11 protein-coding genes are annotated in these 14,552 nt (G+C 40.2%); 9 read left to right on the forward strand and 2 right to left on the reverse strand.

Features of this window, described 5'->3' with window-relative positions; genetic code table 11:
• Positions 1–15: 15 nt before the first annotated feature.
• On the forward strand, positions 16–696 hold the full coding sequence (locus L1999_RS04730) for an amino acid ABC transporter permease (RefSeq protein WP_235744251.1): 681 nt from the start codon (positions 16–18) through the stop codon (positions 694–696).
• A 17-nt stretch (positions 697–713) separates the two neighbouring features.
• Positions 714–1,460: an amino acid ABC transporter ATP-binding protein gene (locus L1999_RS04735; protein WP_235742519.1), complete on the forward strand. Its 747-nt coding sequence runs from the start codon at positions 714–716 to the stop codon at positions 1,458–1,460.
• Between the two features lie 124 nt (positions 1,461–1,584).
• Here L1999_RS04735 and L1999_RS04740 read toward each other — a convergent pair whose 3' ends face one another.
• Positions 1,585–2,895 carry a competence protein CoiA family protein gene (locus L1999_RS04740; protein ID WP_235742520.1) on the reverse strand — a complete coding sequence of 437 codons (1,311 nt, stop codon included), beginning with the start codon at positions 2,893–2,895 and terminating at the stop codon, positions 1,585–1,587.
• Positions 2,896–3,153: 258 nt separating this feature from the next.
• On the opposite strand from L1999_RS04740, the gene rlmD reads away from it, so the two are divergent.
• The 6 genes from rlmD (at position 3,154) to sdaAA (ending at position 12,678) form a co-directional block, all read left to right on the forward strand.
• Positions 3,154–4,542, forward strand: a complete 1,389-nt coding sequence (gene rlmD / locus L1999_RS04745) for a 23S rRNA (uracil(1939)-C(5))-methyltransferase RlmD (protein WP_235742521.1) — start codon at positions 3,154–3,156, stop codon at positions 4,540–4,542.
• Between the two features lie 234 nt (positions 4,543–4,776).
• Positions 4,777–7,104, forward strand: coding sequence for a helix-turn-helix domain-containing protein (locus tag L1999_RS04750; RefSeq protein ID WP_235742522.1), 2,328 nt, complete (start codon positions 4,777–4,779; stop codon positions 7,102–7,104).
• Between the two features lie 203 nt (positions 7,105–7,307).
• On the forward strand, positions 7,308–8,498 hold the full coding sequence (locus L1999_RS04755) for a glycine C-acetyltransferase (protein WP_235742523.1): 1,191 nt from the start codon (positions 7,308–7,310) through the stop codon (positions 8,496–8,498).
• A gap of 111 nt (positions 8,499–8,609) precedes the next feature.
• Entirely contained in the window at positions 8,610–9,587 is a 978-nt protein-coding gene (locus tag L1999_RS04760; protein WP_235742524.1) for an L-threonine 3-dehydrogenase, read from the forward strand.
• A 59-nt stretch (positions 9,588–9,646) separates the two neighbouring features.
• On the forward strand, positions 9,647–11,050 hold the full coding sequence (locus tag L1999_RS04765) for an amino acid permease (RefSeq protein ID WP_235742525.1): 1,404 nt from the start codon (positions 9,647–9,649) through the stop codon (positions 11,048–11,050).
• Between the two features lie 68 nt (positions 11,051–11,118).
• Positions 11,119–12,678: an L-serine ammonia-lyase, iron-sulfur-dependent, subunit alpha gene (sdaAA, locus tag L1999_RS29535; RefSeq protein ID WP_275677368.1), complete on the forward strand. Its 1,560-nt coding sequence runs from the start codon at positions 11,119–11,121 to the stop codon at positions 12,676–12,678.
• A gap of 137 nt (positions 12,679–12,815) precedes the next feature.
• Here sdaAA and L1999_RS04780 read toward each other — a convergent pair whose 3' ends face one another.
• Positions 12,816–13,982 (reverse strand): MFS transporter, encoded by a 1,167-nt coding sequence (locus L1999_RS04780; RefSeq protein ID WP_235742526.1) that lies wholly within the window; start codon positions 13,980–13,982, stop codon positions 12,816–12,818.
• A gap of 336 nt (positions 13,983–14,318) precedes the next feature.
• Here L1999_RS04780 and L1999_RS04785 point away from each other — a divergent pair, with 336 nt between their 5' ends.
• A complete protein-coding gene (locus L1999_RS04785; protein WP_235742527.1) occupies positions 14,319–14,477 on the forward strand; it encodes a DUF1540 domain-containing protein in 159 nt (52 codons plus the stop codon).
• Positions 14,478–14,552: the final 75 nt, after the last annotated feature.

Below are 14,552 nucleotides of genomic sequence, written 5' to 3' on the forward strand. Positions count from 1 at the left end.
GATTGATTCAAATTGATGGCAGATGATCGTTTACATCGGATAATGGGAATCCTAAGTGATTCCTTTTTTCCACTTTTAAAAGCGGGATTGTATTTTACAATCCCTTTAACATTGATTTCTTTTGCATTAGGGATTATTCTTGCTTTCTTGACCGCTTTAGCACGCTTGTCGAGTATAAAGCAATTGAATGCAATTGCGAGATTTTATTTGTGGATTTTTCGCGGCACACCATTATTAGTGCAGCTTTTTATCCTCTTTTATGGATTGCCAAGCATGGGAATCACGTTAAATCCATTTCCGGCAGCCGTCATCGGTTTTACCCTAAATGTTGGTGCGTATAGCTCTGAAATTATTCGTGCCGCCATCCAATCCATCCCAAAAGGACAATGGGAGGCTGCCTTTTCAATTGGAATGACAAAGTCGAAGGCGATGCGGAGAATTATCCTGCCGCAAGCAGTAAGAGTATCCCTGCCGCCGCTTGGGAATTCCTTTATCAGTCTTGTAAAAGATACCTCCCTAGCAGCGACGATAACGGTTACAGAAATGTTTCAAAAAGGTCAACAAATTGCTTCAGTTACTTATGAACCCCTATGGTTATATATTGAAGTGGCATTTATTTATTTGATTTTTTGTACCTTCCTATCTAATCTGCAATCGAAGCTTGAGCGGCGCTATGAAAAAGGCGTTGCTAGATAATGGAGGGAGGGAAATATATGATTTCAGTTGAAAAAGTGGCGAAGCGATTTGGAGAATTGGAGGTCCTTCGGGAAATCAATTTATCCATCGAGAAAGGCAAGACAGCCGTTATTATCGGTCCTTCCGGTTCAGGCAAGACGACATTTTTGCGCTGCTTAAATTTACTAGAAATTCCTGAGTCAGGAAAAATAACTTTAGGCGAAAAGTCCATTGATTTTTCAGGAAAAACAAAATTGTCATCCTCGACGATAACATCATTTCGCCAGCAATCAGGAATGGTATTTCAAAATTATAATCTATTCCCGCATTTAACTGCGCTAGAGAACGTAATGGAAGGCCAGATTCATGTCTTAAAGCGAGAAAAAACAGCAGCTCGGGACAAAGCTTTGGCTTTACTAGACAGAGTGGGTTTGCGAGATAAAGCTGATATGTACCCGCATCAATTATCAGGTGGACAACAACAACGGGTGGGGATTGCTCGTGCCATGGGGTTGGATCCAGCTGTGTTGTTATTTGATGAACCTACCTCAGCACTTGATCCCGAATTGGTCGGAGAGGTCCTAAAAGTAATGAAAGACCTTGCAGATGAGGGGATGACGATGGTTGTGGTAACACATGAAATGTCATTTGCTAAAAATGTCGCAGATCAGGTCATTTTTATGGACCAAGGGGTTATTGTAGAAAAAGGAACACCGGAAGAAATATTCACCAATAATGAAAATCCAAGATTGGTTCAATTTCTAAATAAAGTGATTAGCAGATAGAATAAATTGTAAAAGAAGGCAACTAACCCATTTGGGCGGTTGCCCTTTTTTGTTATTTGAAAGGAATTAACACTGCAATCGGGTATGTTAGGGTTAAACATGGCTCCAGCTGTGTGTTTAAAAACTACCTTCTTTTACTTAATGCCGTCTGAAGAATCGGTCTTAATTCATCAAATGATTTACATTTATTCTCCACCACTAAATCCCATACAAACTGATAATTATGCCTAAGTCCTGGCATTGTTGACCAAAGTTCCATCTGCTCTCGCTGAATTAAGTTAATATTTACTCTCAAAAGTGATTTAAGTTCTTCGTAATTCATCTTTCTAGGGATATTTGAAGTACCTCTTTGTTTTATCATTTCTTGTCGTAGTTGATGTTTGCAATTCTGTTCTTCTTCTCTTGCTGCTTTAAGTCGTTCTTCCTGCTCATTAGCTTCTTGTAATACTTTTTGTTGCTCAGCTTCTTTAACTCTCAATTTTTCATGATATTCATCCCGTAAATGCTGATACCTTTTTAAAAAGTCTTCACGCTCATGTTGATCTATTTCTGGTTTACTTAATACGAATCCATTTTTGATAACAAGCGCATCTGCAAAAGGAATCTCATAGCCCTCGTTTAAAAGAAAGGCGCGGTATGGCTTTTCGATTCGATCTTTTAATAGTCGCTGCACTTTGACCACAATTCGATCCCCATTAGAATATATGTAATACATACTTCTTACATCTATCGAAAGATGACCGTGTGACACGGGGTAATTAAAATAAGTAAAAAACATCTCGTCTTTTACCACGTCTGATAATATGGAATCCCATTCTTGATCTTCTGTCGTTTTCGCGGCAATCGTTAATTCTGCATCCCACAACACGATTGAATTTTTATCCTTTTCAATCGATTGTTCCTTCTTTTCAATAAACCAGATAGGTTCCATCCCATGCTCAAGAAAGGTTTGATGTCTTTTACTAATTTGATTTGACAAATTGGAGTCTGCTGTTGATGTAACATTGGTAACAACGGAAATAGCAAATTCTCGATTGCCAATTCTTACCCAAATATCTGGATATTCTTTTAAACTAGGTTTTGCTTTGTAACCATAATTGACCTCAAGTTGAGGATTATTCTTCGCCTGGGTAGTAAGTTCGTCATGAAGAATAGCTTGTATGACTTGATGAACTTTGGTTTCTCTTTCAATTTGCTTTTTGTACTTTTTTTCAGCTTTATCTATTTTCCTAGATTCTTCACAAGCCTCTGAGTGCATATGTGAAAAATATAATCCTTTTTCGTCGCCATATTTTACTATTAATTTCGCTTTACAATAGGGGCAATGAAATAAGTTCTTCTCTGCCAATTTCTTTAAATTACTTACTTCATCCGTGGTTGTCGAATTGGGCAGTGTAATTACATCGTTATCGATAACATGCAGTGCCTCTTTCAAAAATTCTTCACCTCAAATTATTTCCTTTTTTTACAAGAATCTTATATTACAAGATGGAAGTCAATATGGATTTTTATATAAAAACAACAATTTTAGTAATTATTGTCTTTCTATACAAGGCAGTTGGAATTGCTGTTTAAGCTTGTTCTCGATACCTTAGCAACCATTTACCAAGCTAGATTCAACAGAATTCGGCTTTTCGTATTAAAACATGCTATAATACAACTCAAGCTTTTTTATAAATTTGGAGTGAGAAAAATGAAAACCGAACAAGGTATTAAAATACAATTAAAACAAACCTTTCCGTTAACCATCAAAAGGCTCGGGATCAATGGAGAAGGCGTGGGTTATTTTAAAAAGCAGGTCGTTTTTGTGCCAGGTGCTCTTCCTGGTGAAGAAGTGGTCGTAGAGGCAACCAAAATTAACCCCAAATTTGCCGAGGCACAAATTAAAAAAATTCGTGTAAAGTCACCTCATCGTGTTCAGCCACCCTGTCCGGTTTACGAGCAATGCGGCGGCTGCCAGTTACAGCATTTACAATATGGCCAGCAATTGAAAGAAAAACGCGATATCATTATTCAATCCCTGGAACGGCATACGAAGCTGAATGTGGCTAAACTTGATATCCGCGAAACGATTGGGATGGAAAATCCTTGGGGTTACCGGAATAAAAGCAGTTTTCAGGTAGTACAGAAAAATGGCAAAGTCTTAGCTGGATTATATGGCATGAATTCACACCAGCTTATTGATATTGAGCATTGTGCGGTCCAGCATTCGCAAACAAATGAAGCGGTAACAACTGTAAAGTCGATCCTCCAAGACTTGCAGATCCCTATATATAATGAAAAAACTAGAAAAGGAATTGTTAGAACGATTGTTGCACGTGTAGGTGTGGAAACAGGCGAGCTGCAGGTAGTCCTGATTACCACCCAAAATGATTTGCCTAAAAAGGTATCTATTATTGAGGAAATCCAAAAAAGGCTCCCTAAAGTGAAATCTATTGTTCAAAACATAAATGGTGAAAAAACCTCATTAATTTTTGGAGAAGAAACTCTCGCGCTGGCGGGTGAAGAATTCATTCAGGAAACACTAGGAGATCTTCAATTTGAATTATCAGCAAGAACGTTCTTTCAGCTGAACCCTATTCAAACCGTCAAGCTTTATGATGAAGTGAAAAAAGCCGCAGACCTGACAGGAAACGAGAAGGTCCTTGATGCTTACTGTGGTGTTGGGACAATTGGATTATGGCTTGCTGACCAAGCGGCAGAGGTCCGCGGAATGGACGTTATCCCTGAATCGATTGATGATGCTAAGAAAAATGCCAAGCGTCACGGGTTTACTAATACAAAATATGTCCCGGGTAAATCGGAAGAGGTATTGCCGAAATGGGTCAAAAAAGGGTGGAAACCGGATGTGATTGTGGTCGATCCACCAAGAACCGGACTAGACAATCAGCTCCTTCAAACCATTTTGCAGGTGAAGCCAGAGAAGCTTATTTATGTATCTTGTAATCCTTCTACGTTAGCAAAGGATATTCAAACTTTAAGTGCGAAGTTTGAGGTGAAATATATTCAACCTGTGGACATGTTCCCGCATACGGCGCATGTAGAGTGTGTTTCACAACTCATTTTAAAAGAAGGAAGCTAACCCACATTGGGTATTCCCTTTTCATTTTTCTTATAACAATTAACGTTTATTAATATTTAGCTTCTTCATTAGAACATTAAAAGAGTTCTTTGTTCTTGTCGGACATTGCTTCATCATTTGTACGTCATTAAACGTCTCCCTCTGAATAACGAAGTAAAAAGGCTAGAGTTAAAGACTCTAGTCTATTCTTTATGTGCATACCATGTGTTTAATCTAATCCTGAGGTGAATATTCATGAACAAGCCAATAAAAGATGATTCTTATCAAATAAGTATACAAAACATTGAATATTACTCACACCATATCCGTTTAGGAATTGAGATTCTTCTTATTATAAGGGGAGAAATTGAGGTTACGGTCAATCAAAGTTCCTTCCAATTAGCCGAAAATGATCTTCTGCTTATAAATGCCAATGATATTCGCTCTATTAAAGGGAATAAGGAGAATGTGGTCTTATCGTTACAAGTCCCCTTGGATCTAATCGAGCAGCATTATCCGAATATCCATGAGTGTTATTTTAACTGCAATTCATCCAAAGAGGGTAACGGGCTGTATCTGCTTTTTGATCAAATTCGCCAACTAATGGCGAAAATTTTGATTGCCTATTATCAAAAGCAGGATGGAAGTGAGATCGAGATTAACGGACTGATTTTTCAGTTAGTTACACTGTTGATTCGAAATTTTAAAACCACACACCTTGGAAGTCATCAATTCACCGAAATGAAGGATGAAAGAATTAGAGAGCTCCTGGCTTTTATCGAAAGAAACTATCGCAAACCGATATCATTGGAGGAAATCGCCAAGCAGCAGTATTTGTCTCTTTATTATTTATCGCGTTATTTCAAGCAGGAAGTTGGGGTTAGTTTCTCCCAATATGTTAAAAATGTCCGTTTGAAATCAGCGGTTCATGAGCTCCTGTATACCGACCATAACATTCTTCGGATCTCGCTGAATAATGGTTTTCCCAATGTGAAGGCGTTTAATAAGGCTTTTAAAGAAATGTACCAGCAAACACCTACTGAATATCGCAGCCTTCATAAAGTGGAACCGATGGATGTCGAGGAAATGAACCATGAAACAGAACAATATACTTTACTGCAATCGCCTAATTTTTTAATGGAAATCAGCAAATATATTTCAGGAAATGAGAAAAGCACTACGCTGATGGAACCGGCTGCTTCAGCCGTATATGTGGAGCTGCCGCATGAGCCCATTTTTATCAAAGAAAAATCCTTAAAGGTACTGGTGATTGGGCAGCTGGAATATGCTTTGCACGAAGAGGTGCAGGCAGACTTAAAGTTAATTCAAGAGGAACTTGGTTTTGACTATATCTATTTTACGAACCTTTTTTCGGACAGCTTTGCGATGACAACGCCCCTCTATCAAATCGGTGGGCAATTTTATCAGATGGATGCCTTGTTCACCCGCTTTCAGCAATTAGGGTTGGTTCCTTTCATTCGCGTAGAAGTAGAAAAGGAAGTAGAAAGAAGCTCTGAATATCTTAAAAAGCTTGATGAATTCTTACAGCACAGTCTTAGTTATTTTGGCGGTGCCTTTGTAGGCAAATGGCGGTTTGAATTGGTTTTCTCGGCTTGGGATGAGACAGGAAAGAGCTTTTATCAAGATTTTTATCAAACTGTTAAAAAGTGGGCCTCTGCCGCAAAAGTGGGTCTTCATGTGCCGTTTTCTTTAGGAAAGGCTATACCCGGTCCTGCTGATGACTTTTTAAAGCAAATTTCCGATCGTTGTGACCTGGTCTGCTTCACCTGCAACCCGAATGAAGAAGTGGATTTTACCGATATGGATAATCTTACTTTTGAAGGAGTAAAAAATTATGTAAAAAAAGCATGCAGCAGATTAAAGGAATGCTTATCTCCTGCCGGTTTGGAGGAGATTCCGATCTTTCTTACGGATTGGAATACGCTATATGGGAATACGATGGATTTAAGCGGCACCTTTTTCCGTTCAGCCCTTATTTTTAAAGAAATGCTGGATGCGATGAAGGAAATAACCGGTTTGGGGTTTTGGATTGATACCCACTCGCTGGAAAAAAATAATCTGGATCAAGACCATATTGCCATGAATGGAATTGCTCTCCTTTATTATTATCAAATTAAACGCCCTGCTTATTTTAATTTTCAGCTAATGAAAAAAATAGACTTGAGGATTTTAGCTGAAGGTGAGGATTTTGTCATGACAAAGGGGGAAAGCGGCTATCAATTGGTCGTTTATAACCCCTCCTATATTAATCCTTCTTATTCGGTCGAGAGCTTCTTTTTGCAATCCATCACAAAGGAAAAGAAAGTCGTGATTTCGGGTCTGCCGCCTGGACGGTACCAAATTCGCAAGCACATTCTTGACCAAAATAACGGTGAATTTTATATTAACTGGATTAATTTGCAGCATCAGGATATTTACGACCAAGAGGTCATTTCTTTTATCAAGCAGGGAACCCGCCCTGATCTGCAAATTTATGAGGAAAAAGTGGAAGCAGAGCTTTATTTACAATCCATCCTGACCTTTAATGCTTTTCATCTCTTTGAAATTAAGCCATTAAGTTAAAACTTAATGGTCTTTTTTTGTCGTTGAATGTGACGAAATTGTGAAGGAGGGCAAATATGGGTGATACATACAACAAAGATGGGAATGTAAAGCGACAAAAAACGATATAAACTAGGTATATGAAAACGTTTTCAACCTAACTCTTCCTAATCGAGAATAAAAAGAAATTCTCACTGAAAAGTTAATCGATGGAGGTTTATACGATGTCAAGAAAAGTTTTAGAAGAGATATTAACTCCCCAGCTGCAAGAGCTGCATGAGAAAGGGCTATATAACGTCATTGATACAGTAGAGGGAGCTAATGGCCCAATCGTGACAATCAATGGCAAAGAAGTCATCAATATGTCGTCCAACAATTACCTTGGATTAGCAAACCATGAAAGATTAATCCAAAAGGCGAACGAAGCCACAGAACAGTATGGTGTGGGTGCTGGTGCCGTTCGGACAATCAACGGAACGATGACCATTCATAATGAATTGGAAAAAAGGATTGCCGAATTTAAGCATACGGAAGCAGCGATTGCGTTCCAGTCAGGATTTAATTGCAATATGGGCGCAATCTCGGCAGTCATGACGAAGAAGGACGCGATTATTTCTGATGAATTGAATCATGCCTCGATTATTGATGGCTGCCGTTTATCCGGAGCAAAAATCCTTCGGGTCAAGCATCAGGACATGGATGATTTAAGGCGGGTTGCAAAAGAAGCAGTCGAAAGCGGCGCTTATGAAAAAATTATGTATATTACCGATGGTGTTTTTTCAATGGATGGGGATGTGGGAAAGCTTCCGGAAATCGTGGAAATCGCCGAAGAATATGGCTTGCTTACATATGTTGATGACGCACATGGATCAGGCGTTATGGGCAATGGCGCCGGCACGGTTAAACATTTTGGCCTTTCCGATCAAATTGATTTTCAAATTGGAACGCTTTCCAAGGCCATTGGTGTCGTGGGCGGCTATGTGGCCGGTACCCAGCAATTGATTGATTGGTTAAAAGTACGCGCCCGTCCATTTTTATTTTCAACATCACTTACACCCGGAGCTGCTGCTGCCTGCATTGAAGCCATTAACATCATGACGGAATCAACGGAGAGAGTTGATCAGCTATGGGAAAATGGCCGCTATTTAAAAGAAGGCTTGAAAAACTTAGGGTTTGATATTGGACATTCAGAAACACCGATTACACCATGTATTATCGGAGAAGAAACATTAACGCAACAATTTTCCCGCCGTCTACTGGAAGAGGGAGTTTACGCCAAAGCCATCACCTTCCCAACAGTGCCGAAGGGAACAGGCAGGGTGCGCAATATGCCGACTGCAGCCCATACAAAAGAAATGCTGGACCAAGTGCTTGCTGTATATGGAAAGGTTGGAAAAGAGCTGGGCGTCATCTAAGTTTAGAAGATAAACAGGAGAGGGTCTTGTTTCCGGAATAGGTCCCCTCTCTGTTAAAACTTGATACCATGTGTTCATTAGATAAGGGAAATACTCAGGAGGTTGTTTACGGTGAAAAAAATACTTGTGACTGGAAGCTTGGGTCAAATCGGTTCAGAGTTAACGTTGAGGCTTAGGGAACTCTACGGAGAGACAAATGTCCTTGCCACTGATATCCGCCATGTAGATGGCAACCCAGTGGTGGAAAATGGCTTATTTGATACATTGGATGTGCTGGATGGAGAGAAAATGCAGAAGCTGGTTAATGACTATCAGATTGATACGATTATCCATTTGGCAGCGCTGTTATCGGCCACAGCTGAGAAAAAACCGCTGCTGGCTTGGAATTTAAATATGGGCGGATTGGTAAATGCACTTGAGGTGGCGCGGAATTCCAATGCACAGTTCTTTACACCAAGCTCGATTGGCGCATTTGGTCTATCTACGCCAAAAGACAATACGCCCCAGGATACAATCCAACGGCCAAACACGATGTACGGTGTCACCAAAGTCAGCGCCGAATTGCTTTGTGACTATTATTTTTCAAAATTTGGCGTCGATACCCGAGGCGTCCGCTTCCCTGGATTGATTTCCTACAAAACACTACCTGGCGGAGGAACGACAGACTATGCGGTTGATATCTACTATGAAGCATTAAGGAACAAAAAATATACGTCCTATATTGCGCAAGGCACTTACATGGATATGATGTATATTCCAGATGCGATTGATTCGATTATCAAACTAATGGAAGCGGATTCATTTAGATTAAAACATCGAAATGCCTTTAATATTACAGCGATGAGCTTTGAACCTGAAGAAATTGCTGCTTCCATCAGGAAATTTATACCGGATTTTACCATGGATTATCAAGTGGATCCAGTCCGGCAGCAGATTGCCGACTCTTGGCCAAACTCCATTGATGCGACCGCTGCCAAGGAGGAATGGGATTTTAATCCACAGTACGATTTAGACCGTATGACAAAATCAATGCTCGAAAACTTAGCGAAAAAATGGGACGTTCCGATTGGAGAACTTATATTGGTTTAAAGGAAAGAATAACATCAAGAAGAAACGGTTTAAAACAACAAGGGGAAAGAGGGAAGTTTATGTCAAAAAACCAGGAATTAAAGCGTGGACTTAAAGCGCGTCATATTCAAATGATTGCTTTGGGTGGTACAATCGGGGTTGGTTTATTTATGGGTTCGACCAGTACCATTAAATGGACAGGTCCATCGGTTATGATTGCCTATGCAATTGCCGGCCTTTTCTTATTCTTCATTATGCGCTCGATGGGGGAAATGCTTTATTTGGAACCAACCACCGGTTCATTTGCTGACCTAGGAAATAAATATATCCATCCTTTGGCTGGTTATTTGACTGCTTGGAGCTATTGGTTCCAATGGATCACTGTCGGCATGTCGGAAATCATTGCGGTTGGTGCGTATATGCATTATTGGTTCCCACATTTGCCAACCTGGGTCCCAGGGGTGGTCGCAATGGTGATTCTGGGCGTTGCCAATATGATTTCGGTTAAAAACTTTGGTGAATTTGAATTCTGGTTCTCATTAATTAAAGTGTTAACGATTGTCTTTATGATTATTGCTGGTATTGGTATTATTCTCTTTGGGTTCGGAAATGGCGGCCATGCCATTGGATTTTCAAACATTTGGAAAAACGGCGGCTTTTTCACTGGTGGATTTAAAGGATTCTTCTTTGCTCTTTCCATCGTTATCGGTGCTTATCAAGGGGTGGAACTAATAGGGATGACGGCTGGAGAAGCAGAGAATCCGCAAAAAACAATTACACATGCTGTGAAAACCACCGTTTGGCGTATTTTAATTTTCTATATTGGTGCTATCTTTGTCATTGTAACTGTTTATCCTTGGAACGAGCTCAATCAAGTTGGCAGCCCATTTGTATCGGTTTTCGCTAAAATTGGAATAACAGCCGCAGCTGGTATTATCAACTTTGTCGTCATTACGGCAGCAATGAGCGGCTGTAACAGCGGCATCTTCAGCGCAACACGAATGCTTTACGCATTGGCAAAAAATGGTCAGGCACCAAAGATTTTTGCCAAATTATCGGAAAATAAAGTTCCTGTTTATTCAACCATAACGGTTTTAATAGGTTTGGCTTTTGGTGTTGTGTTAAGCTATGTTGCACCGCCATCCATCTTTGTGTATGTTTACAGTGCGAGTGTACTTCCAGGAATGATTCCATGGTTTGTACTGCTCATCAGTGAAATCAAATTTAGAAAAGTAAACGCTGATGCAATGGAAAAACATCCATTTAAAATGCCTCTTACACCGTATAGCAATTATGCTACAATTGTATTTTTACTAGTTGTTCTTGTCGGTATGGCGATCAATCCAAGCACACGCATCCCGTTAATCGCGGGAATTGGATTCCTTGCCATTATGACAGCCCTTTTCTATCTGTTAAAAATGGAAAAACGCGTACCGTTAGACGAGTCCGAAAACGAAAAAGACACAAAAACGAAAGCAGTATAATAAATAAAACAGGGGGACGGTTCTAATGCTTCTTGCATGGGGACCGTCTTCTTTGAGGGAGTGATATTATGTCTTTCACGAGTTTAAGAGAAGTAATTGAACTGGCCGAGCAGCAAAATATAACGATTGCGGAATTAATGATCCGAACTGAAATACAGCAAAAGAGCATTCCGCGGGAAGCGATTATCGAGAAAATGGCCGAGCAATTTAAGGTAATGGAAGAGGCTGTCCTTACGGGGACGACAAGTGCTGTCATGTCTCGTACCGGCTTGACAGGCGGCGATGGGTACCGACTTCACCAATACGCCCAAAATGGAAAATCCTTTATCAATCCCGTGACTTTAAATGCCGCAGCCAATGCACTAGCAGTATCAGAGGTTAATGCGGCAATGGGGCGGATTGTGGCAACACCGACTGCAGGCTCAGCAGGAATATTGCCGGCAGTACTTGTTCACGCTCTGAACAGCGGAAAATTCACACGGGAGCAGATCGTACTGTCAATGTTTACCGCCTCTGCCCTTGGTTTGGTGATTGCTAATAAAGCTTCCATATCAGGGGCTGCCGGCGGATGCCAGGCGGAAATCGGCTCAGCAACTGCGATGGCCGCTGGCACTTTAGTTGAGCTTGCCGGCGGCACTCCAAAGCAGGTTGGAAATGCCATCGGAATTGCTTTGAAAAATTCACTGGGACTAGTTTGTGATCCGGTCGCCGGGCTGGTGGAAATTCCATGTATCCTTCGGAACGGGTTGCACGCAATTACCGCCCAAGCTGCGGCAGATATGGCGTTAGCAGGGGTGGTCAGCATCATTCCACCGGATGAGGTGATCCATGTGATGCATGAAGTCGGGCAGCAAATGCCAGAGTCGCTGCGAGAAACAGGGATTGGCGGACTTGCCGGGACTCCGACAGGAAAAAAATTAAAAGAGCAGGTTTTCGGGGGAAGCAGTAAAAGTGGACCGGCGCAATACCAAAGTGCCTATGAGATTATCGGGCCTGTCATGGTGGGGCCATCCAGCTCTCATACCGCTGGGGCTGTCCGCATTGGCAATATTGCACGCCAGTTGTTAAACGAACAACCATTATTTGTGAGGTTTTCGTTAATGGGCTCCTTCGCCGAAACTTATCAAGGACATGGAACAGACCTGGCACTAATTGCCGGTGTAATGGGCATGACAACCAAGGATGGAGGCATTCCACAAGCTAAATCCATTGCTGAGGAAAATGGCTTACAATACGAGTTCACGAAACGAGTGCTTGGAAGCTACCATCCGAATACGGTGCTTGTAGAATTATCTGGGGCAACGCAGACTGTAAAGGTACTGGCCAGTTCTTTAGGCGGCGGCAAAGTAGAGGTTCAGGAATTGAATGATTATCCCTTGAAGTTTTCCGGTGAACGGACGACACTTGTGATTCACCATACGGACCGAAAAGGGGTCATTTCCGAGCTATCAGGCATTCTTTATCAAAAAGGGCTTAATATTGCACGTATGGCGAATGAACGATCAAAAATCAATGGTCCAGCGATTACAATTTGCGAAATCGACAATCAGATTGGGGAAGAACTTTTAACCACATTAAAAAAGGAAATTCCAATCATTGATGAAATATTAATAATCCAGACTAAATAATGATTTCGTGAGAAAGGCAACTAACCACTATGGCAGTTGCCTTTTTCAGTTTCCTGACAATAGCCTTTTTCTTGCTGATAATCAGAATATATTTTCTGCAGAGTACTTTCGTTAATTTCCCTATAAACGTAATTTTTTTACCCCGCTAGCTGTTGTTCATGTTCATGATCAAATCTTCTAAATCTAATAAGTGAGTAAACAAGTACAAGCATCACTCCAAGCGCCAAATAAGGAAGGTAAGGAGAATGAATCGACTGAACAAACAGGTACAACAGCAGATATATTATCGAACGGCCAAGTGTGATTAAGAATTCACGTTTCAAAAGAATCACGATTTGATCTTCTTTTTTCATGCCGTTTAAATATCGGAAAAAGGTATTGTCCATTGTGTAACCGTACACGTAAACTGAAATCACAAGTCCGACCATTGCCACAAAATAAAGTGGTTTTAATTGTGCGAAGCCGGTGATCAGAATGAACGCGATACTAATTAGGGTATAAATCACAAACTGTTTTTCCATTTTCAATTCTTTCAATCTCGTTATATATACAATGCCAATGGTTAAAACCACAATATTTAACACATTCAAATACGATACATAAAGTGCATTTTTGGATAAAACCACCATCAAAATGACTTGAAGGCACGCCATACATTCTAAAACGCCTGCAGTAATGATCCCAAATGGCACCATTTGTTTAGATACTTTAACAGTCCTATAATCGTGGACGAAGTTGGATTTAAATTCAGCTTCAATGGAAGGCATTTTTGTGACCGCAACAAAATAAAAAATTGAAATCAAAAGCATAAAACAAAAGGAAACCGTGAAATTAAAATAATAAATGAAAAAAGAGTTAATGAGCGGAAGTATAATCATTAAGATATTCTTTACATAACCAATTCGCGAATTAAAGATATCGAGTTCTGATCGAGTTGATAGAACACTTAACGCGTAATTGGAAGACGAATAAAAGAAACCAAAAACACAGCCAAAACAAGCAGATGAGATGACAAGAAGAACTATATGATTTAAGTAAGAACTTAAAAGCAGGACAATAAAAAGGATGATGGCGGACAAAGCGCTTAAATAATAGCTTGTTTTTAACTTATTTTTAAATAGATAATATGTTCCGATTGTATATGCAAAGCACGACAAAAAATAACTTAAGCCATTGAAGGCAATCAGTAGTCCGAGTGTGGTGCTGTTTTTCCAGAAATAATAACTGATAAAAATGGTGCTGTACCCGGTTATGCTCAAAAAAACCGATTGAAGAAGGAACAGCTTTTTCAAATCTGAATTCATTAAAAACATCTCTTTTCTCGTTGAATTAAAGCATTTGTATACTTAGTTTAAAGGATAAACAAAGTATTGTAAAGGAGAATTAATTTACACTCATGATGGATATTAAGTCAAGGCTCTCATATATGGTGAGAGCCTTTTTACTTATGTCTGAACACTTACATCATAAAAACGACGCTACACCAAAGGGAAAGAAAATACATGATCTTTAAAGAGAATAAAAGCTTCTAAATGATGAGGCTGCTTTGGCAATGGCAAAGCACTGGTGGGAACCTCTTGTTTCAAGCAACTTAGAAGGGGGTAATAAAAAAGAAAACCTATTAGAGGGGGTGGCACAATATGAAAATAGAAGTGAAATGTAATGTTAAAAATTGCAAGTATTGGGCTGATGGCGACCAATGTGTGGCTGACTCCATTTATGTGATCGGTTCACACGGCAGCAGCGAGGCTGATAGTGTGGAAGAAACAGCTTGCAAAACTTTCGAGCTTCGTGAATGAAAATCAGGGGACTGTTCTTCTGCTTCACAAGCAGAAGGGCAGTCCTTTTCTTAAATGCCGGGAAAGAAACGGTAT

The organism is Neobacillus drentensis (assembly GCF_021560175.1).
Classification (GTDB): Bacteria; Bacillota; Bacilli; order Bacillales; family Cytobacillaceae; genus Neobacillus; species Neobacillus drentensis_A.

Coding starts and splice junctions, on each gene's coding strand:
- L1999_RS04755 (WP_235742523.1), top strand. CDS start 7,308: ATGTCAAGAAAAGTTTTAGAAGAGATATTAACTCCCCAGCTGCAAGAG.
- L1999_RS04780 (WP_235742526.1), bottom strand. CDS start 13,982: ATGAATTCAGATTTGAAAAAGCTGTTCCTTCTTCAATCGGTTTTTTTG.
- rlmD (WP_235742521.1), top strand. CDS start 3,154: ATGAAAACCGAACAAGGTATTAAAATACAATTAAAACAAACCTTTCCG.
- L1999_RS04785 (WP_235742527.1), top strand. CDS start 14,319: ATGAAAATAGAAGTGAAATGTAATGTTAAAAATTGCAAGTATTGGGCT.
- L1999_RS04730 (WP_235744251.1), top strand. CDS start 16: ATGGCAGATGATCGTTTACATCGGATAATGGGAATCCTAAGTGATTCC.
- L1999_RS04765 (WP_235742525.1), top strand. CDS start 9,647: ATGTCAAAAAACCAGGAATTAAAGCGTGGACTTAAAGCGCGTCATATT.
- sdaAA (WP_275677368.1), top strand. CDS start 11,119: ATGTCTTTCACGAGTTTAAGAGAAGTAATTGAACTGGCCGAGCAGCAA.
- L1999_RS04750 (WP_235742522.1), top strand. CDS start 4,777: ATGAACAAGCCAATAAAAGATGATTCTTATCAAATAAGTATACAAAAC.
- L1999_RS04735 (WP_235742519.1), top strand. CDS start 714: ATGATTTCAGTTGAAAAAGTGGCGAAGCGATTTGGAGAATTGGAGGTC.